This window comes from Paenibacillus chondroitinus NBRC 15376, from assembly GCF_004000765.1.
Lineage (GTDB): Bacteria > Bacillota > Bacilli > Paenibacillales > NBRC-103111 > Paenibacillus_E > Paenibacillus_E chondroitinus.
Genome location: NZ_BILW01000046.1, coordinates 1 through 22,568, shown reverse-complemented (window position 1 = coordinate 22,568; position 22,568 = coordinate 1). Strand labels below are relative to the sequence as shown.

At 47.0% G+C, this 22,568-nt stretch carries 20 protein-coding genes; 15 read left to right on the top strand and 5 right to left on the bottom strand.

Annotated features, from left to right (window positions below):
* Nucleotides 1–9 precede the first annotated feature (9 nt).
* The 4 genes from PCH02S_RS30295 to PCH02S_RS30280 all read left to right on the top strand — a co-directional run bounded on the left by PCH02S_RS30295 (nt 10) and on the right by PCH02S_RS30280 (nt 3,876).
* Nucleotides 10–777: a DeoR/GlpR family DNA-binding transcription regulator gene (locus tag PCH02S_RS30295; RefSeq protein WP_127457829.1), complete on the top strand. Its 768-nt coding sequence runs from the start codon at nt 10–12 to the stop codon at nt 775–777.
* A 112-nt stretch (nt 778–889) separates the two neighbouring features.
* Entirely contained in the window at nt 890–1,633 is a 744-nt protein-coding gene (locus PCH02S_RS30290) for a (Fe-S)-binding protein (RefSeq protein ID WP_127457828.1), read from the top strand.
* Nucleotides 1,620–3,137, top strand: coding sequence for a LutB/LldF family L-lactate oxidation iron-sulfur protein (locus tag PCH02S_RS30285; protein WP_127457827.1), 1,518 nt, complete (start codon nt 1,620–1,622; stop codon nt 3,135–3,137). The genes PCH02S_RS30290 and PCH02S_RS30285 overlap by 14 nt, the downstream gene beginning before the upstream one ends.
* The gene (locus PCH02S_RS30280) at nt 3,130–3,876 is read left to right on the top strand and encodes a LutC/YkgG family protein (protein ID WP_127457826.1); all 747 of its coding nucleotides are present in this window, start codon (nt 3,130–3,132) and stop codon (nt 3,874–3,876) included. The genes PCH02S_RS30285 and PCH02S_RS30280 overlap by 8 nt, the downstream gene beginning before the upstream one ends.
* A 389-nt stretch (nt 3,877–4,265) precedes the next feature.
* Here the strand turns inward: PCH02S_RS30280 and PCH02S_RS30275 are convergent, their stop codons facing one another.
* Nucleotides 4,266–5,129 (bottom strand): aldo/keto reductase, encoded by an 864-nt coding sequence (locus PCH02S_RS30275; protein ID WP_127457825.1) that lies wholly within the window; start codon nt 5,127–5,129, stop codon nt 4,266–4,268.
* Nucleotides 5,130–5,466: 337 nt separating this feature from the next.
* Between PCH02S_RS30275 and motA the strand changes: the two genes are divergently transcribed.
* Together motA and motB are read left to right on the top strand one after the other, a co-directional pair.
* Nucleotides 5,467–6,261, top strand: coding sequence for a flagellar motor stator protein MotA (gene motA, locus PCH02S_RS30270; protein WP_127457824.1), 795 nt, complete (start codon nt 5,467–5,469; stop codon nt 6,259–6,261).
* The gene (gene motB, locus PCH02S_RS30265; RefSeq protein WP_127457823.1) at nt 6,258–7,064 is read left to right on the top strand and encodes a flagellar motor protein MotB; all 807 of its coding nucleotides are present in this window, start codon (nt 6,258–6,260) and stop codon (nt 7,062–7,064) included. Before motA ends, motB begins: the two co-directional genes overlap by 4 nt.
* Before the next feature lie 58 nt (nt 7,065–7,122).
* Here the strand turns inward: motB and PCH02S_RS30260 are convergent, their stop codons facing one another.
* Nucleotides 7,123–7,884, bottom strand: coding sequence for a DUF1836 domain-containing protein (locus tag PCH02S_RS30260; RefSeq protein WP_164819792.1), 762 nt, complete (start codon nt 7,882–7,884; stop codon nt 7,123–7,125).
* Between the two features lie 241 nt (nt 7,885–8,125).
* Between PCH02S_RS30260 and PCH02S_RS30255 the strand changes: the two genes are divergently transcribed.
* Both PCH02S_RS30255 and PCH02S_RS30250 read left to right on the top strand, forming a co-directional pair.
* Nucleotides 8,126–9,421 (top strand): hemolysin family protein, encoded by a 1,296-nt coding sequence (locus PCH02S_RS30255; RefSeq protein ID WP_127457821.1) that lies wholly within the window; start codon nt 8,126–8,128, stop codon nt 9,419–9,421.
* A gap of 118 nt (nt 9,422–9,539) precedes the next feature.
* On the top strand, nt 9,540–10,379 hold the full coding sequence (locus PCH02S_RS30250; protein ID WP_127457820.1) for an MBL fold metallo-hydrolase: 840 nt from the start codon (nt 9,540–9,542) through the stop codon (nt 10,377–10,379).
* Nucleotides 10,380–10,428: 49 nt separating this feature from the next.
* On the opposite strand, the gene PCH02S_RS30245 is transcribed toward PCH02S_RS30250, so the two are convergent.
* A complete protein-coding gene (locus PCH02S_RS30245) occupies nt 10,429–12,309 on the bottom strand; it encodes a methyl-accepting chemotaxis protein (protein ID WP_164819791.1) in 1,881 nt (626 codons plus the stop codon).
* Between the two features lie 291 nt (nt 12,310–12,600).
* Here PCH02S_RS30245 and PCH02S_RS30240 point away from each other — a divergent pair, with 291 nt between their 5' ends.
* From PCH02S_RS30240 to phoU, 5 genes are all read left to right on the top strand, one after another.
* Nucleotides 12,601–13,527: a phosphate ABC transporter substrate-binding protein gene (locus PCH02S_RS30240; RefSeq protein ID WP_127457818.1), complete on the top strand. Its 927-nt coding sequence runs from the start codon at nt 12,601–12,603 to the stop codon at nt 13,525–13,527.
* 180 nt (nt 13,528–13,707) lie between these two features.
* On the top strand, nt 13,708–14,646 hold the full coding sequence (pstC, locus tag PCH02S_RS30235; protein WP_127457817.1) for a phosphate ABC transporter permease subunit PstC: 939 nt from the start codon (nt 13,708–13,710) through the stop codon (nt 14,644–14,646).
* Nucleotides 14,643–15,500: a phosphate ABC transporter permease PstA gene (gene pstA, locus PCH02S_RS30230; RefSeq protein WP_127457816.1), complete on the top strand. Its 858-nt coding sequence runs from the start codon at nt 14,643–14,645 to the stop codon at nt 15,498–15,500. The genes pstC and pstA overlap by 4 nt, the downstream gene beginning before the upstream one ends.
* Nucleotides 15,501–15,503: 3 nt before the next feature.
* Nucleotides 15,504–16,277 (top strand): phosphate ABC transporter ATP-binding protein PstB, encoded by a 774-nt coding sequence (pstB, locus tag PCH02S_RS30225; RefSeq protein WP_127457815.1) that lies wholly within the window; start codon nt 15,504–15,506, stop codon nt 16,275–16,277.
* Between the two features lie 24 nt (nt 16,278–16,301).
* Nucleotides 16,302–16,961 carry a phosphate signaling complex protein PhoU gene (phoU, locus tag PCH02S_RS30220; RefSeq protein ID WP_127457814.1) on the top strand — a complete coding sequence of 220 codons (660 nt, stop codon included), beginning with the start codon at nt 16,302–16,304 and terminating at the stop codon, nt 16,959–16,961.
* A gap of 95 nt (nt 16,962–17,056) precedes the next feature.
* On the opposite strand, the gene PCH02S_RS30215 is transcribed toward phoU, so the two are convergent.
* Complete coding sequence (locus tag PCH02S_RS30215; protein WP_127457813.1) at nt 17,057–18,625, bottom strand: ATP-binding response regulator; 1,569 nt, start codon at nt 18,623–18,625, stop codon at nt 17,057–17,059.
* A 192-nt stretch (nt 18,626–18,817) separates the two neighbouring features.
* Between PCH02S_RS30215 and PCH02S_RS30210 the strand changes: the two genes are divergently transcribed.
* Nucleotides 18,818–20,560, top strand: a complete 1,743-nt coding sequence (locus PCH02S_RS30210) for a GGDEF domain-containing protein (RefSeq protein WP_164819790.1) — start codon at nt 18,818–18,820, stop codon at nt 20,558–20,560.
* Between the two features lie 5 nt (nt 20,561–20,565).
* On the opposite strand, the gene PCH02S_RS30205 is transcribed toward PCH02S_RS30210, so the two are convergent.
* The gene (locus tag PCH02S_RS30205; RefSeq protein ID WP_127457811.1) at nt 20,566–21,315 is read right to left on the bottom strand and encodes an HAD family hydrolase; all 750 of its coding nucleotides are present in this window, start codon (nt 21,313–21,315) and stop codon (nt 20,566–20,568) included.
* Nucleotides 21,316–21,448: 133 nt separating this feature from the next.
* Between PCH02S_RS30205 and PCH02S_RS30200 the strand changes: the two genes are divergently transcribed.
* Nucleotides 21,449–22,568: 5'-3' exonuclease H3TH domain-containing protein (locus tag PCH02S_RS30200; protein ID WP_281282288.1), on the top strand; the 1,120-nt coding region annotated here is incomplete at its 3' end.

Genomic DNA, 22,568 nt, shown 5'->3' with positions numbered 1-22,568 from the left:
GGGAAGACGATGCTGGTAGCGGAAAGATGGCAGAGAATCGTTCAGTTAGTCAATGAAAGAGGAAGCATTCGCGTGACGGAGCTCAGCGAGCTGTGTCAAGTGACGGAAGAGACGATTCGAAGAGATTTGGATCGATTGGAAAGCGAAGGCAAGCTGATGCGCAGCCATGGCGGCGCCGTAAGCGTGAAAGAAGCGCAGTCGGAAGTGCCTTTCCTGGAAAGGGAAACGGAACACGCCGATTTCAAGAACGCTATCGCGAAGGAAGCGGTATCGCATATTCGCGAAGGCGACCGCATCATTTTGGATGCGAGCACAACGGCTTGGTATATGGCCAAATTGATTCCGGATATGCAGCTGACCATCCTTACGAATTCGATGAAAGTCGCGCTCGAGGTTAGCGGCAAGGAGAAGATCCAAGTGATTTCTACGGGAGGACTTCTCTCGCCCAAATCGTTGTCCTATGTAGGACCACTAGCGGAGAGATCACTGGATATGTATCACGTCCATAAGCTATTCCTTTCTTGCAAAGGGGTTCATATTCAACGCGGCATCAGCGAATCGAATGAGCTGCAAGCGCTTATTAAGCGCAAAATGATCTCCATTGCCGATGAAACCTATCTGCTAGCCGATCACAGCAAATTCGGGATGCAGTCTTTGACGCAAGTCGCAGCGTGGCCTGAAATCAAGCATGTGATCACAGACGGACAAACCAATAAGGAGGATGTGGACCGTATTCGGGAGAAAGGGGTTCACGTCATCCAATTAGATAAAGAGTAGAAGACATTGTTCCTTCCATCTCCAGTATGTTCGCTTTCGTACTGAGGATGGTTTTTTGTATAACCACCTGCCTCTGTGGGGGGAACGATGCAGGAAGGGAGTCAGCTGCAACATGAAAGTATCGATGTTCATAACGTGCCTCAGCGATCTTGTCTATCCCAAGGTTGGCGAGTCTATCGTTCATTTACTTGCAAAATACGGAGTCAAGCTAGACTTCCCGGCGAAGCAAACCTGCTGCGGCCAACCCGCGTTCAACAGCGGTTATTGGGATGAGGCGCGAGGCTCCGCCATGACGCTGCTGGAGGCTTTTGAAGACAGCGATTTTGTCATATCGCCTTCGGGTTCCTGCACGAGCATGATTCACCATTATTATCCGAAGCTTTTTGAAAATGACCCTGTTAATCTAGCACGCGCGAATCGGCTCGTTGAGAAAACCTATGAGTTCACGCAGTTCCTCGTGCAAGTGTTAGGGGTTACGGATGTGGGAGCCGTATTCCCGCACAAAGTGACCTACCATCCGTCCTGCCATGGCAGCCGGCTTCTGGGGGTTAAGGCTGAACCAATGCAGCTGATGCAAAATGTTCGCGGCATGGAACTGCTGCCGCTTTCTCATGCCGAGGATTGCTGCGGGTTTGGCGGTACTTTTGCGGTGAAAATGTGCGATATTTCCGGGGCGATGGTGTCCGAGAAATCCGACCACGTCCTGGAGACGGAAGCCGAGATGCTCGTCGGGCTTGATATGGGCTGTTTAATGAATATTGCCGGTAATTTAGCGTTTCGAGGAAAACCTGTCAAGGTGATGCATCTGGCGGAATTATTGGCTGAGGGAGTGAAACTTGCCCATGAGCGAGCATAAACCTGGCGGAACGGTGAAGGAAAGATCCAAAATTGCGCTGAACAACGACTTTTTGCGCAATGCGGTGAAATTTACGACGGAACGATTGAAGAACGGGAAGCTGGCTGCGACCGCCGAGCATGGCAATTGGGAAGCGTGGCGCGAACGCGGACGAGAAATTCGGCTGCATACGATCGCGCATCTCGATTACTACCTTGGCAAATTTGTTGAAAATGCAAGGGCCCAAGGGGTGCACGTCCATTTCGCTGCCGATGCGGCGGATGCGGTTAAGCTAACGATGCAGATTGCCGAGCACAAGAAGGCGAAAAGCGCCGTGAAATCCAAGTCGATGGTTTCCGAGGAGCTGCACATCAACCGTGCGCTGGAGCAAATCGGCGTAGAAGCGATTGAGACGGACCTTGGTGAGTATATCATTCAACTGGCTGGCGAAACACCGTCGCATATCATTATCCCGGCGATTCACAAAAACCGGTACCAGATCGCTGATCTGCTGTCTGAAGACGCAGGAGAGAAGCTTGAGCCCGATACGGGAATTTTGGCCGGATACGTACGCAGAAAACTGAGGGAGAAATTCCTTGAAGCCGACATCGGGATGACGGGCTGTAATTTTGCCATTGCCGAAACAGGTTCGATGGTGCTCTTTGAAAATGAAGGCAATGCGCGGATGGTCAGCACGATTCCGAAGATACAGATCACCTACATGGGGATGGAACGTATCATTCCTACGCTGGATGATCTCGAGGTCATGGCGACGCTGCTGCCTCGCTCTGCAACCGGACAGAAACTGACGGTGTATATGTCCGTTATTTCCGGTCCGCAGCGCAAGCAGGACGGCGATGGCCCCGAGGAGATGCATATCATCATCCTCGATAATGGCCGCTCTCTGCAGCTAGGCGATCCGCAATTCCAGGAATTGCTGAATTGCATTCGCTGCGGCGCTTGCTTGAACGCCTGCCCGGTGTACCGCCATATCGGCGGTCATGCCTACGGCGGCGTCTACAGCGGTCCGATCGGCGCGGTGCTTACGCCGGCCTTGAACAAAAATGTCGACCAGTGGGACGACATCGCGGGCGCCTCCAGCCTCTGCGGGGCGTGTTATGAGGCTTGTCCGGTCAAAATCCCGCTGCACGATATGCTTGTTTATCTCCGCCAACGCAAAGTAGAGCGGGGATCGACGGATTTAGCGGAGAAAGTAGGGATGAAAGGCTTTAATTTCCTCATGTCCGATGCCAAAAGGGTAAAGGCGCTCATTAAACTCGGTCGCGTCGGGCAAAAGCTGCTCGTGCGGGATGGCCATATCAAAGCGCGGATTGGCCCGCTCAAAGGTTGGAACTCCTATCGATATGCGCCTAGTATGGCGAGCAAGACATTCCGCGAGTCGTGGAAGGACATCGAGCAGGAGCTGGAAGGCACGTTCCCTGAGCTTGACGCCGTCATGAAAGCACGTATGGAGAAACTGGTGGCTGATCGCAAAAACGGCGGAGGAGGACATCATCATGGCTAAATCAGATCCGGCATTTCTGCAGCAATTGCACGAAGAAGCTCTCAAGAAGCAGGAATCCTTCTTTGCTAATATTTCGACGCGCCTTGGCCGAGCAAAGCCGCTCCAGAGCGCTCCGGCACATCCGATGAAGGGGGCTCCAGCTTTTTGGGAGGAGGTAAACCTCCCGCTGGAGGAGCGGATTCAGCTCTTCATGGCGAACTGGCAAAAAGCAGGCGGACACACCTACCGGTTGTCGGGCATGGCCGAAGCGCAAGCTTTTATCACGGATTTTATTGCTAAAACGCAAGCGAAAAATCTGATCATGCAGGATCAGCCTGAGCTGGAAATGCTGCGCGCAAGCCTCTCGGCCGGCACGGAAACGAACATCACCGTGTGGAACGCGCAGGACGCTACCGCTGAGGCCAAAGATGAGCTGGTCGCCAAGGCCGCTGGCGCAGATATCGGGATCGTCGCTGTCGAGCATGCGGTCGCATACACGGGCTCGCTAGTCGTCACGTCCGACGCTACGCGAGGCCGAAGCGTTAGTCTGCTTCCGACGACGTTCATCGCGATCATCCCTGTGGAGCGTCTGCGGACGAAGCTCGGCGAGGTTCTGCGGCCTTTCGACGAGCTTGCCTTAGGCGAGCGGCCGGCCGGCATACATTTCATATCAGGCCCGAGCCGGTCAGCCGATATCGAAAACGATTTGACCATTGGGGTACATGGTCCCGGCATCGTTTATGCACTCATTATTGAATGAGTATCGTGAACCTCTTCCGGCAAGTGGATATTGTGCCGGTGGGGAGTTGTTTATGGGAACTACGATCCCCTATTTCCTGAGAATCAACACTTTTGCCAGCGACAGGGAACTAGGGGCCTCTATTTGTTGAATATTGGTTCTCTACCACCATATGGAGAGCAAATAAGACCCCACAATTCCCAACCGACTCTGAAATCAGCCTACTTGGCATAAAAAGCGCCCCGTAGTTCCCGATGCCTCTGAGTAAGTCAAGAAGCGGGGGCCATCACTTTCATAACGATTGATGCAAAAAGCAAAGGAGCTAAGCGCATTCATGCCGCTTAGCTCCTTTACTTTTGCTTCGCATCTACCCTAGAAAGAAGACGAAAGCGTTTATCCTTGTGCGCCTTCTAACGAACATACCATTCCCCCGACACCCAGTCGGTTGATTTCCAACGCAGTACATCCGGATTAGCCAGATGCATGATTTCTTTCAAGAAGGACAACTGCTCAAGGTCCGTCATAGGTTTGAAGCTCTTGGCGATAGCCAGGTTCTGCTCCAGCTGCTCCATCGATTCCATGCCAACGATTGCCGTGGAAATCGGTAGAGAGAACGTGTATTGCAAGGCCTTCTCGTACCACGGAGCAAGCTTGCCAAGCGCCATCACTTTCATGCCGATCACTGCAATGCCTTTCTCATTCGCTTTCGGCAGGAATTCATGCGCGAAGCTGTATACGAGGTGGTCGGCGGCGGAGAGAGCCACAAGCGCGCTATCGAACGGGTACCGGTCGATGGCTTCGAGCTGTACGCGAGGATTCGTATGTCCGCTGATCGAGATATGCTTGATCAAGCCTTGGTCTTTTGCTTCAATCAGCGCTTCCAACGCACCGCCTTTGGCAAAGCATTTGTCCAACTCTTCCATTGTCATGATATTGTGCAAGCGCCATTCTTCCACATGGTCGGTTTGCAGTCTTTTCAGGCTCTCTTCGAGCAGCTTCAAAGAACCGTCTCTCGTGCGGTCGTTTGTTTTGGTCGCAATCCAGACATCGTTTCTGCGGCCATGGAGCGCTAAAGCTTTGCCGAGTCTTTCTTCTGATTGGCCTTTCGAATAACTCGGCGCCGTATCGAAATAAGTGATGCCTTCGTCAATCGCGCGATTCACGATCGCAATAGCCTCGTCTTCCGTACAGTTATGCTCGTCTACGATGCGTTGTGCGCCAAAGCTGAGCAGCGGAAATTGCTGCCCCGTCCGGCCGAACATTCGTTTCTCCACGTTCATCTCTCCTTATGTATGAAGATTGCTTGTTTCTTTTCTATCGTTTCCACAAAGGCTGCCAGATCATACCAACTTGCTTCAGATTTTGCTGATATCGATTTTAGCAGGAGTTATCTCTCCTTAAGTATAAATTAGGTAAGAGAGAGACGCCAGATTTCGTCATTCCCCTTTGAACTTCACAAAAAATACATGACTATAGTCCTATTTATCTCTCGAAAATGATTGTAATTTATAGCAAATAAACCTATCATTATGTACAAAGAAAGTATTTTTGTCGAATTATGGAATGCATGCTACATGGCTTTGATGACTAGAGAAAAGAGGGTGTCGGCATATGGAGAAATCATCTTTAATTGGAATTGTTTTAGCGCTTATATCGATTGGTGTGGGCATGGTGTTAAAAGGGGCAAGTTTGGTCGCGCTTTTAAACCCAGCAGCTGCGCTGATTATTTTCGGAGGAACCGCTTCAGCCTTGTTTATCGCGTTTTCTTTAGAGGAAATAAAAAAGATTCCGACCTTATTGAAAATTATTTTTACCGAACAAAAATTAATGCCTAAAAAAGAACTGATCAATACGTTTATCGAATGGGTATCCATTACACGCCGTGAGGGCCTTCTTTCCCTGGAAAAGCAAGCGGAAGAGCTGTCGGATCCTTTTATGAAAAGCGGAATGCGTCTCATTATTGACGGGAATGATCCTGATTTCGTGCGCGATGTCCTGCTTGAGGATATTGCCGAAATGGAAGCAAGACATAAGAAATATGCGGGAATTTTTACACAAGCCGGTACATATGCACCAACACTTGGCGTTCTTGGCGCCGTTGTAGGTTTGATTGCTGCCCTTGGGAACTTAAGCGAAGTAGAGAAGTTGGGGCATTTGATTTCCGCTGCGTTCGTTGCCACGATGTTTGGGATTTTCCTTGGTTATGTTATTTTTCACCCCTTCGCGAACAAGCTGAAACAGAAGTCGAAGAAGGAAGTTGAAATTAAACTCATGATCGTCGAAGGCTTACTATCTATTCAGTCCGGTGTATCCGCCAACTCGGTGAAGCAAAAAATGATGATCTTCGTAGCGAACAGCGACCGCGCATCGTATGACGAAGAGGCGAAAGGGGAAGCCGCTCAGTGAGTAAAAAGAAGAAGCATGAGGACCATGAAGAACACGTTGATGAATCCTGGCTTATTCCCTATGCGGATTTGCTTACTTTGCTTCTAGCTCTTTTTATCATTCTATTTGCATCCAGCCAGTTGGATTCGAAGAAGTATAACTCGATTATGAGGTCCTTGAATAATGCGTTTACGGGTGGAGAAGCGCCATTCGCGGTATCTAATTTGATTCCGATTGACGACGCGGCGAGCTCGACCAGGAACAATAACAAGAATCAGAACCCGCCGCCGAAGGATCCAAGTCATACGGACAGTCAACTGGCCGCGAAGCTGCAAAAGGAAGAAAAGGATCTGGAAGAACTGAAGAAAAGCATGGATGCTTTCATCAAAGAAAATCAGTTGAACGAGCAGCTAACGACGAAGCTGGATAACGAGAAACTGACGATTACCATTAGTGATCGCGCGCTGTTCGACTCGGGTTCTGCGACCATGAAGCAGGATTCCCAGAAGCTGGCTGTTTCCATCGCAGGCATGCTGGCGAATTACCCGGGCTATCAGGTTGAGGTGGGCGGGCACACGGATAATATCCCGATTCACCGCGCGGATTTTGAAACAAACTGGGATCTGAGTGCCAAACGGTCCGTTAATTTTATGAAGATCTTATTGAATAATGGTAAAATCGACCCTTCCTCATACTCTTCAGTCGGATACGGGGAGTATCGCCCCATTGCCTCGAATGATACAACAGAAGGCCGCGCCCAGAATCGCAGGGTTGAAGTAAGTATTCTGCGCAACATTAAGGCAACGGATGAGATTGCGAAATAACGTTTTACAGAGAAAGGCCAAGAACCGGTGAATGGTTCTTGGCCTTTGTTGTCTATTATTATTTAAAACTGTGCAGAAATACCATGCCGTTCACATATCGTCTTGCCAAAGAGTTAAAACTAGACGAATGAACGGAAATGATAGCGACATGAATGGCATTTTTGAGCATCTCCTGCTCCTTGGCATTCGCATGCGGGCAATGTGAAACGGCGTACTCATGTGCCGCCTCATCCAACATCTGATCCCACTTGGAGATAAAATCCTGGCTATTTCCCACGTAATTTCTGTAACGAGCATCCAATACTTCGTACAGCTCCGAATAGATCGAATAAAACTGAAGAGGAGTAATGGTTTGCTCTGCGCAGTTATAGGATGTGGAACTAAATAATATATGGAACAATTTGCGAATGGAGTCATAGTCCAACGAAGAACGCAGGTCCTCGATGATGAAAAACAAAGCGACTTGTTGAAGGGAATATTTTTTCCCATCCTCCGGAAGTCCGATAAGTTCTTTGAAATCACGTTTCACCCAGTTCTGAATAGAGGTAACACTAAATTGTGTAAACTCTACTTGAGTACCAAGTGCAACGATATCGCTTAAGGAGAAAGCCGGCTTAATCTCCGACTTGATCATTTTCTCAATGAGGGGAGGAAGCGTCGTCGATAGAAAGGCAGACATGGATTTTCCCTGCTCCAAATCATTCTCATGCTGGATTCGCCATGTGTCTTGCAGAATAGCCAGAGGTGATTTCTCTAGATGACCACTCAAAGACAACATTAAATCAGCCATATCTTTGCGTCTAAAAGTTAATGTTTCCATATTGACATCACCTCGTCTGTGTTTGAACAGTTCATATGAACTTATAATAAAATACGGTTTAGGCCATGTCAAAAGGAAAGATTTCATGAGAAGGCCGACATCTGCCAACGATTTCCCCCAATAAAGTAAAAAATAATCGATTATGGCTTAAAACGAACTTTGTTTGTTTCATTATATTATATTAGAATAGTTCATAAGAACTGTTTATAAGAATAATTCATTTCGTAAAGGATGAGTTGCCATGGTATTGAATCTATTTTTAATTGCTTTGCTCATATTATTAACCGCTTTTTTCGTGGCTACCGAATTTGCAATCATTAAGCTCCGTCCCAGCCGTGTTGAACAGATGGTACTTGAAGGTAGCAAGAACGCGCTTGCCGTGCAGAAGGTAACAACAAATCTCGATGCTTACTTGTCCGCCTGCCAACTGGGGATTACAATCACAGCTCTCGGTCTTGGTTGGTTAGGAGAGCCGACTGTAGAGAAATTGCTGCACCCCCTATTCGAACTATTAACCATAAGTGACAGCTTGTCACACATCTTATCTTTCGGTATCGCTTTTGTTTTGATGACATATCTTCATGTTGTTCTGGGTGAACTTGCGCCAAAGTCGCTTGCCATTCAAAAAGCTGAGCAAATCGCAGTGCTAACAGCACCTATTATTGTAATTTTCCACAAAATCATGTACCCATTCATTTGGCTGCTTAATGGGTCTGCGAATGGCATGATCAAATTGCTCGGTATGAAGCCGGCCAGCGAACATGAAGAAGCCCACTCCGAGGAAGAGATTCGCTTAATTCTTCAGGAGAGTTACCAAAGCGGCAAAATTAATAAAACAGAATACGGCTACACAGATCGAATTTTTACATTTGATGAGTTGTTAGCTCGTGAAATCATGGTTCCTCGGACCGACATGGTCTGCTTATACGCTAACAAATCGTTGAAAGAGAATTTGGAGATCATTAAGCGAGAACAATACACCCGTTTTCCTGTGGCCAAAGAGAGCAAGGATGATATTATTGGTATCGTAAATACCAAACAGTTTTTCTTGAGTTACGATAACAATCCTAATTGTGATTTTAGCGCGTTATTGCAGCCCGTCATGACTGTGCCTGATGTCATGCCGATCAAACAGCTATTGAAAAAAATGCAGCAAGAACAGGTGCATATCGCGCTGTTATTGGATGAGTACGGCGGTACTGCCGGCTTAATCACCATTGAGGACATCCTTGAGGAGATCGTCGGTGAGATCCGGGACGAATTTGATAAGGACGAGAAGCGCGATATTGAAACGCTGGACACCAACCGATTTTTGATCAAAGGAACCGCGCTAGTCAATGAAGTCAATCATTATCTTGACTCGAAACTGGATCATGAGGAAGTCGATTCGATTGGCGGATGGCTGTATAGCAAGCAACCTGAGCTGGAAAAAGGCGAGCCATGGGATTATGAGGATTTGACCTTTATCGTGCGGGAGAGGGATGCCAACCGCATCCGGAAGATAGAAATTATTAGAAAACTGCCGCAACAAATTTAAGCCAAAAGACCAACCTGCGCAAAACGCGAAGCAGGTTGGTCTTTCTTATGTTTGTTCCGATAATCCGAATCGGTAAAGGAGATGATAATAGAAATCCATCTGAAAAGGGGCAAGACAATTGGAGTCCACCTACGAACATACACATATCCCGTTAACGACGGTATCAAGCGGGGAAGGCCAAGAAGTGAGCATTGATATTTACTGCTACTGCATTCAGTTCGTTAATATATGTTTCATCGGCAATCCGACCTCTAAGTCGAAGACATGGTTTCTGGTCGACGCGGGTATGCCGCATTCCGCAGACAACATCATTCAGTTGGCGGAGGATCGTTTTGGGACAATGACGAAGCCGCAGGGCATTATTTTGACCCACGGACATTTTGATCATGTTGGTGCGCTTGCAGAGCTGCTTGAGCATTGGGATGTGCCTGTGTATGCGCATGAGCAGGAAATCCCGTATTTAACAGGAAAAGCGAATTACCCTGAAGGGGACTCAACGGTGAACGGGGGACTTATGAGTGAGCTTTCTCCGTTGTTTCCGAATCACGGCATCAACCTCGGAGATCATGTGAAGGCGTTACAGGAGGGTGGCTCCATTCCTGGTCTGCCAGATTGGCAATGGATACATACACCGGGACATACGCCAGGCCATATTTCGCTTTTCCGGGAAAAAGACCGCTCATTAATCGCTGGCGATGCTTTTGTCACTGTAAAACAGGAGTCGCTCTACCGCGTACTTCTCCAGACGCAGGAAATCAGCGGTCCGCCGAAGTATTTTACGACCGATTGGGGAGCTGCGGCAGCCTCCGTCAAGAAATTGAATGAACTTCGCCCGAGCCTCGCTGTGACTGGACATGGCACACCGATGCGCGAGGAGGAATTGACGAGTCAATTAGCGCACTTGGCTGACCATTTCAATGAAGTTGCAGTGCCGGAAGAAGGGCGTTTCGTGCATTAAAAAAGGCTCTCCCACAAGTCACCGTGTGACCGAGGGAGAGCCTCATTTTTCAAATTTGCAGGTTATCCGATAAGTACGGGCTCTTTAGCCTATGATCAGGGCTGTGTCCGTCACCGTCAATTTCACTATGACCTTCTGTATCTTCATTGCCTGGAGTATGATCCTTATCTGCGCTAGCCTGACCATTCGCCATTTCTTCATCGGTTTCAATGATCTGGAACTTGCTAATCTCTGCGAATAATCGGTCTGCCAAGGCAAGAATGTCATCGGACTCTTCCGCAATGCGGCGGATGGACGCATCCTGCTGGATGGAAGTGGAGTTGACTTCCTCCACACCGGCTGCAGTTTCTTGGGCAATCGCCGCCACGAACTGAACGGAGCCAACAAGCTGATCGTTCTTGGAACGCGCCTGCTCGATTTTCAAATGAATGTGCTCAATCTGCTCCTTGATGCCGGTCATGGAATGCTCGATGCTCTCGAAAGAGCTGAGCGTGTCCGCAACACGATGATTCTGGGTAACCGCAGAATCTTTTGCTTCCAAGAGCGAGCTTTGCAGCTCTTGGATTTGTTTCTGCAGCGCTTGCGTAATGCCGCTGATCGTCTTGGACGAATCGTTCGTCTGCTGCGACAGCTGACGAACCTCATCCGCGATCACGGAGAAGCCGCGGCCGTGCACGCCGGCCCTGGCCGCTTCAATCGCGGCGTTCAGGGCCAGGACGTTCGTTTGCGTCGATATCTCCGTAATCGAACGTGTGATGGCGCCAATCTGCTTCGAGCTGGCGGCTAAGGTCTGCATGGCTGCATCGACTTTATGCAGCACCTCTTGCGACTGCTCGGACGATACCTTCAGCGCACGGACATAACCTGTGCCTTGCAGCGTACCCGCTGCGGCCTCATCACTTGCTTTTATCATTTCATATGTATAGGCGGTAATGTCCCGAATCTCCGCTTCCAGCTCTGTAATGATCAGGGAGCTGGACTCGGTTTGAATGGCCTGCTCATCGGCCCCGTGTGAAATTTCATTGATCGCTTTCAAAATATCCGTGTTCGCGGAAGCCGTAAGCTGGGAGAAACGATGAAATTCATGCGAGTGATCGCTTAAGGAAGAAGCGATTTGCTTCGTAGCGTAAAGCATATGCCGCACCTGGCGGATCATATGGTCGAAGCTTTGGCTGAGTTGACCCAGCTCATCTTTGGATATGGCATTGATCGTATGTGTTAAATCTCCTGCCGCGATAAGCGAAACGGCTTTTTGCAGCTTTTGAATCGGCCGGATAAAAGAACGAATCAGGAAGAAAGCAATCAAAACTGTAATCAGAAGCACAATGATAGATGCGCACATCATAACCAGACTCGTGCTGTCCAAAGCTTTGGTAGAAGACACGATGGCTTGATCAGCCGACTCCGCATAGGTCAAATAGAACTTATCGACTAGATCAAAAATCACACTTTTCAGATCCTGAGACTCATTGTAGAGATACATCAGGTTGATTTCTAAATCCTTAGTACTCGTACCATTATTAACTTGAATCATTTTGGCGGCAGAATCAAAGTTATTAATGTAGTCAACGGAGGCTTGGATTAATTGGCTGCGCCATTTTAGCTGATCGGGCGTAGAGGCGGTATCTCCTATTTTTTTAATATAATCATTGAAAGGCTGGCGTTTGGCATTGTACTTAAATATGTATTCGGGTTTCTTCGAAATCTCCAATCCTGACGCAATAATGTTCATGTCTTGGACCATTTCCTTTAGTTCCAAAGCCATTACTTTGAGTTCGACCTTGTCATTCTGATCGGTCATATGTTGTTTGATTTGGCTAACCTGATGAAGATTGAAATAAGCAACAGCCAGAAAAATCAAGAGCACCCCACTGAAACTGACGATTAATTTGGCACGCATGGTCATGTTGAAGAAAAATAATCGGCTCACATACATCCCCCCCCCATAAATAGACAAGATATGACGCGTTTCTTGTTTCTGCTTATAAATATAGGATGCTTCTATTAACTAAAGCGTCGAACTGTGTAAATAAGATGTAAAATTAACCATACAATTCTATCAAAAGTCCTATGAAAAAGTTTTACATTACGTTTACGTTTCATGGGTTTGGATTTTACATTCGATTGTTACGATGTATTTGTAAGTTAGTTGCGAGGAACAAACAAGGAAATCGAAACTAACCAGAGAAGCAACATAAAATAAAAGGAGGACATGCTGACTATGTTCAAGTTCATGTCGAAAAAAGGAATTACATTAACACTATCCGCGGTATTAATGATGGGGTCATTGGTTGGATGCGGAGCAAAAACAGAAACAAAAACAAATGGCGCTTCCGCTACACCTGCTGCAACAACAGCTGCTACAGCGTCTGCAAAGCCTTCTGATACACCTAAAACAGAACTTACTGGTACAATCACTGCTTCCGGTTCAAGCGCATTGCTTCCGCTAGTTAAACAAGCGGCAACTGAGTTTATGGAAAAGAACCCAAAAGTAACGATCAACGTTACAGCTGGTGGTTCAGGCACAGGAATTAAAAACGTAGCTGACGGTACTTCCGATATCGGTAACTCCGATGTTGAGCCAGCCGCTGAATATAAAGATAGAGGTCTTGTTGACCACCAAGTAGCCATTGCTCCATTCGCATTCATCGTAAACAAAGACGTTAAAGTAGACAACGTAACAAAACAACAAGCTGCTGATATTTACATGGGTAAAATCACTAACTGGAAAGATGTTGGTGGTAACGATGCGAAAATCGTTCTTGTACACCGTCCAGATAGCTCCGGTTCCCGTACGCTTGTAAAAACAATCATTCTTGATGGTAAAGACTTCACGAAAGACGGTATTACACAAGAAAACAGCGGTGCTATGAAAACAGCTGTTGTAGGTCAATCCGGTTCCATCGGTTATGTAGATACTCCTTACATCGATGATACAGTTAAAGCATTGAAAATCGACGGCGTAGCTTTCTCCGAAGAAAACATCAAAAACGGTACTTACAAACTGTTTGGTGTTGAGCACATGTATACAAAAGGTGAAGCAAAAGACCCAGCTAAAGCTTTCATCGCGTATATTTCCACAAAAGAATTCCAAGGTAAACAAGTTCGTGACTTGAAATTCTTGCCAGCTGATTTGCTTAAAAAATAAGTAGTTCTCTCATTTAGGGCGTTCGCATCATGCGGGCGCTCTTTTTGCCGTGTGAGTACATAAATCAATAAACTTTTACATTGCCTTTACAATTCATTAACGATGCAATGACATTCATGTCCTATCATAACAGTATGACATGTTAGGGCATGTGGTATTAAATAAAGGGGGATTAACCCAGTGAATTCCGTAGCAGACAAACTATCAAATGCGAGTTCAGACAGCAAAAGCCGTCCAATTGTTTCGAATTGGACCAAAGGACAACATAGACAAGACAGCATCATGCGCTGGGTATTTGTCCTTAGTGCTGCACTTGTATCGGCGATTATTTTCTCCATCATTGTTTTCGTAGGTATGCAAGGGATCAAGACGTTTCAGGGTGTAAGTCCTTTGGAGTTTTTCTTCTCGACGGACTGGACACCAGGCTCGAATAAATTCGGAGCGTTTCCTTTCTTATACAGCACCTTGCTGATGACGCTTGTTTCCGTCGTTTTCTCAGTACCGCTGGCTTTGTCCGGTGCATTATTCATGGCGAAAATCGCTCCAAAATGGATGCGCGAAATCATGCGCCCAGCGACTGATTTATTCGTAGGGATTCCTTCGGTTGTCTACGGTTTAATCGGGATGACCGTCATTGTTCCTGCTTTAGGTAAAATAACCGGCGATGTCGCTTACGGCATTCTGCCTGCTTCTATCATATTAGCAATTATGATTCTACCAACCATTCTCTCTATCTCTGAAGACGCGATCCGAGCGCTTCCCAGTCGTCTGGAGGAAGCATCTCTTGCGCTTGGAGCAACACGCTGGCAAACGATGTGGCGCGTGCTGCTGCCAGCAGCTAGACCGGGTATTTTAACGGCAATTATCCTTGGGATGGGCCGTGCAATTGGAGAAACCATGGCTGTATTTATGGTTATTGGTAACTCACCTCAAATGCCGAAGTCGTTGCTTGATTCTACAACGGTATTAACAACAGCAATCGTGAAAGACATGGGGAATACAAATTACGGATCAACATGGAACAATGCGTTGTATATGATGGCGCTGCTTTTACTTGTAATCTCCTTATCCTTAATTATCATCATTCGTATTGTTGCAAAAAGGAGTGAAGTGAAATGACAAGTAAATCAACGGACCGGATTGCGACGGTATATTTTTGGGCATCAGGCATACTTATCATAGGGATTTTGGCTTGGTTTCTCTTTCGGATTTTGGGAGATGGCATTCCTCATCTGTCCTGGCATTTCATCTTCGGAAAGCCGGAAGAAATTAAAGCCGGTGGGGGCGTTGGGCCTCAATTGTTCAACTCTTTCTATGTCTTGATCTTATCTCTCCTGATTTCCATTCCAATCGGATTGTTCTCAGGCATTTACTTGGCGATTTATGCACAAAAAAATTGGTTTACGGATCTTGTCCGTATATCCGTTGAGGCTTTGTCTTCTGTACCTTCCATCGTTTTTGGATTGTTTGGATTCTTGCTTTTCGCCAATTTGCTCGGGCTGAAGTTTTCCATTCTCGGCGGCGCGGCGACGGTAGCCCTGTTGAATTTGCCTGTTATGGTCAGGGTTACGGAAGAATCGATCCGCACGGTTCCCGAGTCCTATTGGGAAGCAAGCTTGGCGCTGGGCTCAACCAAGTGGCAGGCTATCCGCAAAGTCCTTATTCCAGCAGCTCTGCCTAGTTTGATCACAGGAATCACGCTGATTGCAGGTCGTGCATTAGGTGAATCCGCCATTCTTATTTACACAGCCGGGTTATCGGTTTCCCGTTTCTTCCCGGATTTCAACCCGCTGAACATGGGTGAGACGTTATCCGTTCATCTATGGTATGTAGGTGCTGAAGCGCTTGTGCCGGATGCAAAAGACATTGCCAAAGGAAGTGCCGCGTTGCTTCTAATCGTTGTGCTTATCTTTAACCTGTTGGTCAGCATACCAAGCCGAATCTTACAAAAAAGACTTTCCGGGGGGAAATAAACAATGTCGACTTCAACCATGACGAAAACAAAGATTAAAGCAGATAAATTGAACTTATTCTACGGAGAAAATCACGCGCTTCACGATATCGACCTAACGATTGAAAAAGGTAGTATTGCGGCATTGATTGGACCTTCAGGTTGTGGGAAATCAACGTTCCTGCGTACTTTGAACCGCATGAATGACTTGATTGACAGTGTTCGTATTACGGGAAATGTCGCTGTAGACGGCCATAACATATATGGTACGGATTCAGATGTCGTTTCTTTGCGCAAACGTGTAGGCATGGTGTTCCAACGCCCGAATCCGTTCCCGATGAGTATTTATGACAATATTGCTTATGGCCCGCGCATTCACGGAATCAAGAAAAAAGCCTTGCTTGATGAAATCGTAGAACGCAGCCTTGTACAAGCCGCATTATGGGATGAAGTTAAGGATCGCTTGAACAAATCCGCACTTGGATTGTCTGGTGGACAGCAGCAGCGTTTATGTATCGCTCGTTTGCTTGCCGTAGAGCCCGATGTTCTGTTGATGGATGAACCTACGTCTGCTTTAGACCCAATCTCAACGTTAAAGGTTGAAGAACTTACACAAACCCTGAAAGACAAATATACGATCATTATCGTAACTCACAACATGCAGCAAGCAGCCAGGATTTCCGATATGACCTCCTTTTTCTTGAACGGGTATTTAGTCGAAACTGACAAAACCGATAAAATCTTTACAAATCCGAACGATCAACGTACCGAAGATTACATCACGGGAAGATTCGGCTAACAACTACTGGAAGGGGCAACGTACATGGATGCAAGACCCGGGTTTCATCAATCATTAACTTTGCTGCAAAAAGAACTGCTTGAGATGGGGGAAAGCGTCAAGGAATTGATTCTTACATCCGTTAATTCTCTGGCAACGCTCAATGAGAAAGCCGCGCAGCAAGTAATTAACAATGACGATCAAATTGATGACTATTTAACAAGGATTGATGAACTGTCGCTGCGTCTCATTGCTTTGCAGCAGCCTATGGCGAGTGACCTGCGTATTATTGGCACAGCACTCAAAATCGCCATTGATTTGGAGCGTATTGCCGATCATGCCGTAGACATCGCCAAAATTACAATCCGCTTCGCCGGAGAGGAGCTTGTGAAGCCTCTCGAGACGATTCCGCAAATGGCGAATATCGCCATCGAGATGCTGCAGGAAAGCCTTCTGTCCTACACCGAGCGCGATGTACATCGTGCTGCGGCACTGGCTGAGAAGGATGATCGTGTTGATAAAATGTACAGCACAGTCATGACAGAGCTGATGGGAATGATGAATTCCGATTACAACCGCAATCGCCAGCTGACGCATTTGCTGCTGGTTGCCCACTTCCTGGAGCGGGTAGCGGATCACACGACTAATATTGGTGAAGGCGTCATTTATATGGTAACTGGGAAACGTAAAGACTTGAACGTGTAATAAGTACAAAAAAGACCGTAGAACTAAGCAAATTTCGCTTGGTTTACGGTCTTTTTTTTGATGCCATGTGCCACGAAAGGATTCGCAGCAGCGGCTCATTCAGGAATGGGAAAGCGAATAAGAAAGGTTGTCCCCTCCGAGCTGGATTGGACCTCAATCGATGCACGGTGCCTTGCAGCGATGCTGTAGCAAATGGCTAAACCAAGACCAGTGCCTTCATCCTTCGTGGTGAAGAAAGGGCGTCCAAGCTTCTCCAGATGCTTCTCATCAATGCCTGTCCCCTCGTCCGAAATGAGCAAGACAACATAGCCGTTTTCTTTGAAAGTTTGGATCGTAAGCGTTCCGCCAATCGACATGGCTTCAAGCCCATTCATACACATGTTGAGAATAAGCTGCCGCATCTCTTTATCATCAAGGTGAATGACCGGGCAATCGACAAATTGGAACTGAACGTGCTTGCCTGACATGACAGCTTCAGCTTGGATGAGTGGAAGGAGCATTTCAATGATCCGGTTGATTTGATCCGGCTGTTGATGGGATTGTTTGTTTTTGGCCAGCGACAAATATTCGGTAATAATTTCGTTGGCGCGATCCAGCTCCTCGAGCATAATCGGGATATACTCTTTTTGCATATTGCGATCGTTTTCACGAAACAATTGCAGAAAGCCGCGAATCGTCGTCATCGGATTGCGAATTTCATGGGCGATGCCAGCCGCCATTTCCCCAACCAGATTCAGCTGAGCAAGACGAGCCATTTCCGTTTCAAAGCGCAAGCTTTCCGTAATGTCAACGGCTACCTGAAGCAAGCAGCTTTCATTTTCAATATCGATAATCTCCGTAGAGAGAAGTGCCGTCCGTGTCTCCTTGGATTTGGTTTCATATTTGACTTTGCAGTTATGAATCACCTCATCGCAGCTGATAGATTCCCCGGAATCCGCTCGTAATAAATCCATATTGGTCCCGATGATTTCGTCGCCATACCCCGTATACTGCTTCCAGCTTTCATTTATTTCTATATAAGTAAGATCCGGCAGACGGCGAATGGCCATCAAGGAAGGGGAGAGCATGAACATTTTCTGAAAATGGTCCTGAGACTTCAGCAGCTTCTCATGGGCATCTACTAGTTCCGTAGTCCGTTCTTCGACCCATTGTTCCAGAAGTGAATTCTGCTGTTTCAGTTTCTCCTCGGCTTCCGCCAGTTTACGGTTCGTCTCTTCGAGATCAAGCGTCCGTTTGTGCAGCAGCTCGCTTTGAAATTTGATTTTCTGATGCCCCAAATGCATGTTGACGAAAGCATCGACTTTCATGCGCAGCATTTCGGGATGAACAGGCTTGAACAAGTAATCAATGGAGCCCACATGATATCCTTTTAGAACATGCTCAATGGATGTGCTGAGGGCGGTTAAGAAGATGATCGGAATATCCTGACAGGCTTTGCGCTGCTTGATCAGCTCAACCGTTTCAAAGCCGCTGAGTCCAGGCATTTGAACATCCATGAGAATGACAGCAATATGATCGGCGGGTTCCTTTAATAAATATCGAAGAACTTCCTCACCCGATTGCAGCGAAATCACGTCATAGTGGGAAGAGGCCAGAATGCTATTGAGAGCCAGCAAGTTCTCGTAGCGGTCATCTACCGCCAAGATTTTGACTTGTTGTTCCATTTCAAATCCTTTCCGTGCTTGTACAAGCCTTTGTACGCACCTAGCAATCGTCCTTCTATTTTTTCGTGGCGAAAAGGCAATTCCCTCTTTTTTATTTGAACTCTTTACACACATTTTACATATTGATAATAAAGCCTGACATTTGGTTTGATAGACTGATAATAAACTTAAATGACGCAAGGGATGATGGACATGGGTATTCAGTCAGAAGAGCTCCTCCAATTTTACGATATCATTGAAAAAGGTTCCATTTATTCTGTCTATCAGCCTATTGTTTCTATGCAAGATGGTCTAGTAATGGGGTACGAAGCACTAATTCGTGGTCCCAAAGATAGTAACTTTCACTCGCCGCTAACCATGTTTCAATTCGCAGAGCAGCACGGTGAGTTGTACAAGCTTGAACAGTTGGCACGGGAGAAAGCGATTCAGGGTTCAATTCTGGAGCATCCGCAGCAATTGCTTTTTATTAATATTTCGTCTCATGTGTTGTATGATCCTGGGTTCGTTCCGGGGAAAACGCTGGAAATTTTACAGAAATACGGGCTTCGTCCAAACAACGTTGTTTTTGAAATAACAGAAAGAACCTCCATTGAAGATTTCTCCTTAGCTCAAAAAATATTGGCGCATTACCGGAAACAAGGTTATCGGATTGCAATCGATGATGCCGGGGCCGGATACTCGTCCATGCAAGCTATTGCCGAGCTTCAACCGGATTTCATCAAGATCGACCGGTCTCTCATCCAGGATATACATATCAATAAAGTCAAAGAGTACATATTGGAAACATTCGTTACTTTTGCGCAAAAAATGAACATCTCTTTGATCGCTGAGGGCATTGAACATGTCGATGAACTGACCAAATTGGCGAGGCTTGGGGTGCACTATGCCCAAGGTTTCTTGCTGGGCAGACCACAGGCGGATCCTGCAACGATTCAGGACAGCTTGAAGAATTTGATTTGGCAGCAGCGCAAAGTACAAGGAGGACATATGACCTGGGCCATTGGCGATCTCAAAACACCGGTGAAAGTGTTCGATAAGAAAGCGCCAATTTCGGAAGTTGCGGATTATTTCAAAAAAAACCAGGAATCAGTGGGAGCTGTCATTGTTAGTGAAGAAGAACCGGTCGGCCTTATGATGAGAGATCGCTTGTTCCAGCAGTTGGCGGGACAATATGCGTTCTCTTTGTTTTGGAACCGGACGATTGACAATATTATGGACGACTCGCCGCTCATTGTTGACGAGTTTATTTCCGTCGAGCAGGTGTCCCAGATGGCAACCTCGCGGTCGATTCATCATTTATATGACCTCGTCATCATTACAAGTAACGGAAAGATGGCTGGCATTGCTTCAATCAGAGCCATTCTGGAGAGCATAACCAATGTCCGGATGGAGTCCGCTCGAGTGGCGAATCCATTAACGGGCCTGCCGGGGAATTTGCAAATTAATAGGGAATTGAATAAACGGATTCATGAAAGTAAGCCATTCCACGTTGTTTATGCAGATCTGGACTATTTCAAATGGTTCAATGACAGGTTCGGTTTTCAAAAAGGGGATCAACTGATTCAATATACCGCTGATATTATGCAGCTGGCGATTTCGGTTTGCGGGACACCGCTTGATTTCGTGGGGCATGTGGGAGGCGATGATTTTATCGCGATTTCTTCTACGGATGAGCCAGAGCTTCTGTGCCAGGAAATGATTCGCAGGTTCGAAATGGGCGTGCAGATGTTCTATGAAGATGAGGAATGGGAGTATGTATGGGACCGCAGCGGCAATAAGGTCAAAAGCGAGGGAGTCACATTGTCGCTGTCATTAGTCGTTTGCATCTGTGAATCTCCCATTTCACTTGAACATATTTCACAAACAGCGGCTGTTCTCAAGAAGAAAGCCAAGGCGTATCCAGGCAGCATTTATTATTTCCAAAATATAGGGTGAACACGTTAGAAGGTGTAGATCAACTGTTTAAATGAACGGATGATAACGACCTTCTGTTTACCGATTCGCCGTTCGGAAATTTTCTTCATATTCCCGGGATGTATCCAGATAGCGTCCAGACCGCTGGACGCGGCTCCTACCACGTCATTGCGCCACGAGTTACCAACCATCACACTTTGGCTTGAAGCCGCGTTCATGGCCTTCAGAGCCCTCTCAAATATAGCTGGGTGCGGTTTACGCGGACCGTCCTTCTCCGAGCTGAATAAGCGATCCTCGGTAATCCACCGGGTCAGCTTCAATTTATCCAAATTGCTCTGCAATCTTCTGCGGTTTCCGTTGCTGATTATGGCCAGCTTATAATTCTGGGATAACGCCTCGAGCGTGTCCTCTACGCCGGGAAAAAGCGCAACAAAATGATCCTCTTGCTCCTCGATCTGCTCGAAAAAAGCTCGGGTAAAAGCCGTGCTCACATTCACGGGCAGAGGGTGCAGCGCCTTGCGCAAACAAATGTGCCGAAGCTCATCCGGCGATAGAGGGCTGCGTACCGGCGCTTTGCGGTGCCGGCTCCATTCCATTTTATAACTCTGAAGAACATCTTGGGCTGTGAAGAGAGTTTCGTCCGGCTCCCACCTCGCCGTGTAGTCATTCATAACCTCAAGGAATGCAGAGTCAAAGCATTGTCTGCGATCCAGAATCGTATTATTCATATCGAAAAATATAACCTTTTTGCGTGTTGGTGAGAAAAAAGGGCTCATTCGGAGAACCTCCTTTTGAAGACCGGAACATCGATTATTGGATTCCTTACATGTTTATGTGCGCTAGCGTTTTTTTATTTTAATTTCGTATGCTATGATGAAGGAAGTATGTCTAAAAACGGGGTGTGAACTTATGGATAAGCTTATTATTATTGATGGTAACTCGATTGCAAACAGAGCTTTCTATGCTTTACCGCTTCTCAGCAATTCTAGCGGATTGCACACGAATGCCGTTTATGGTTTTACAACCATGCTGCTTAAATTAATAGAAGAAGAAAAGCCGACGCATTTTCTTGTTGCTTTTGATGCCGGGAAGATTACGTTTCGACATAAAGAATATACCGAATACAAGGGCGGACGGGCCAAAACGCCGTCGGAGCTTTCCGAACAATTTCCTCTGATAAAGGAACTGCTGAAAGCATTCAAAATTCCGCAGTTTGAGCTGTCCGGCTATGAAGCTGACGACATCATCGGCACGCTGACCAAAGCGGCAGACGCCAAAGGCGAGAAAGTGCTGCTTGTCTCCGGAGACAAGGATATGCTGCAGCTCGCTTCCGATCACGTTACCGTTGCGATAACACGCAAAGGAATTACGGAAGTTGAGTTATACAACCCGGCTGAGATTAAGGAGAAGTACGGTCTTACACCAGCGCAGATTATTGATCTGAAGGGACTCATGGGCGATACGTCAGATAACATCCCCGGTATTCCGGGCGTTGGAGAGAAAACTGCGCTCAAGATGCTTCATGAATTCGGCACGGTCGAAGAAGTGCTTGCGAATACAGCCAGCCTGAAGGGCAAGATGAAAGAAAAAGTCGAGGAGCACGCGAAAGACGCGATCATGAGTAAAGAGCTCGCGACAATCTTCCGCGAAGTGCCGATGGAAACCGAGTGGGATACGTTCCGTTACGATGGATTTGACGGACAAGCCTTGGCTGGCATGTTCCGTAAGCTGGAATTTAAATCCTTGCTGGAGAAAATGGACTTCGGCGCTGTGGACCTGGAAGCGGAAGGACAAGTTGTTGAAAGCATGGAAGCGGTTGTTGTTACGGAAGCCAATGTGGGTGAGTTAGTTGGCAAATTGAGCGACAGCGGGACGATCCATGTGGAAGCTGTCGGTGAAAATCCACATCAAGCCGTTAATGTCGGCGTGGTTTGGTTTACTCACGAGGGGGAGACGAATACCTCTTATTATGTACCTATCCAGCTGCTGAGCGGGGAAGCTGGCGAGCCGCTGCGGGCATGGCTGGCGG

Coding starts and splice junctions, on each gene's coding strand:
- PCH02S_RS30295 (WP_127457829.1), top strand. CDS start 10: ATGCTGGTAGCGGAAAGATGGCAGAGAATCGTTCAGTTAGTCAATGAA.
- PCH02S_RS30290 (WP_127457828.1), top strand. CDS start 890: ATGAAAGTATCGATGTTCATAACGTGCCTCAGCGATCTTGTCTATCCC.
- PCH02S_RS30285 (WP_127457827.1), top strand. CDS start 1,620: ATGAGCGAGCATAAACCTGGCGGAACGGTGAAGGAAAGATCCAAAATT.
- PCH02S_RS30280 (WP_127457826.1), top strand. CDS start 3,130: ATGGCTAAATCAGATCCGGCATTTCTGCAGCAATTGCACGAAGAAGCT.
- motA (WP_127457824.1), top strand. CDS start 5,467: ATGGAGAAATCATCTTTAATTGGAATTGTTTTAGCGCTTATATCGATT.
- PCH02S_RS30260 (WP_164819792.1), bottom strand. CDS start 7,884: ATGGAAACATTAACTTTTAGACGCAAAGATATGGCTGATTTAATGTTG.
- PCH02S_RS30255 (WP_127457821.1), top strand. CDS start 8,126: ATGGTATTGAATCTATTTTTAATTGCTTTGCTCATATTATTAACCGCT.
- PCH02S_RS30240 (WP_127457818.1), top strand. CDS start 12,601: ATGTTCAAGTTCATGTCGAAAAAAGGAATTACATTAACACTATCCGCG.
- pstA (WP_127457816.1), top strand. CDS start 14,643: ATGACAAGTAAATCAACGGACCGGATTGCGACGGTATATTTTTGGGCA.
- pstB (WP_127457815.1), top strand. CDS start 15,504: ATGTCGACTTCAACCATGACGAAAACAAAGATTAAAGCAGATAAATTG.
- phoU (WP_127457814.1), top strand. CDS start 16,302: ATGGATGCAAGACCCGGGTTTCATCAATCATTAACTTTGCTGCAAAAA.
- PCH02S_RS30215 (WP_127457813.1), bottom strand. CDS start 18,625: ATGGAACAACAAGTCAAAATCTTGGCGGTAGATGACCGCTACGAGAAC.
- PCH02S_RS30210 (WP_164819790.1), top strand. CDS start 18,818: ATGGGTATTCAGTCAGAAGAGCTCCTCCAATTTTACGATATCATTGAA.
- PCH02S_RS30205 (WP_127457811.1), bottom strand. CDS start 21,315: ATGAGCCCTTTTTTCTCACCAACACGCAAAAAGGTTATATTTTTCGAT.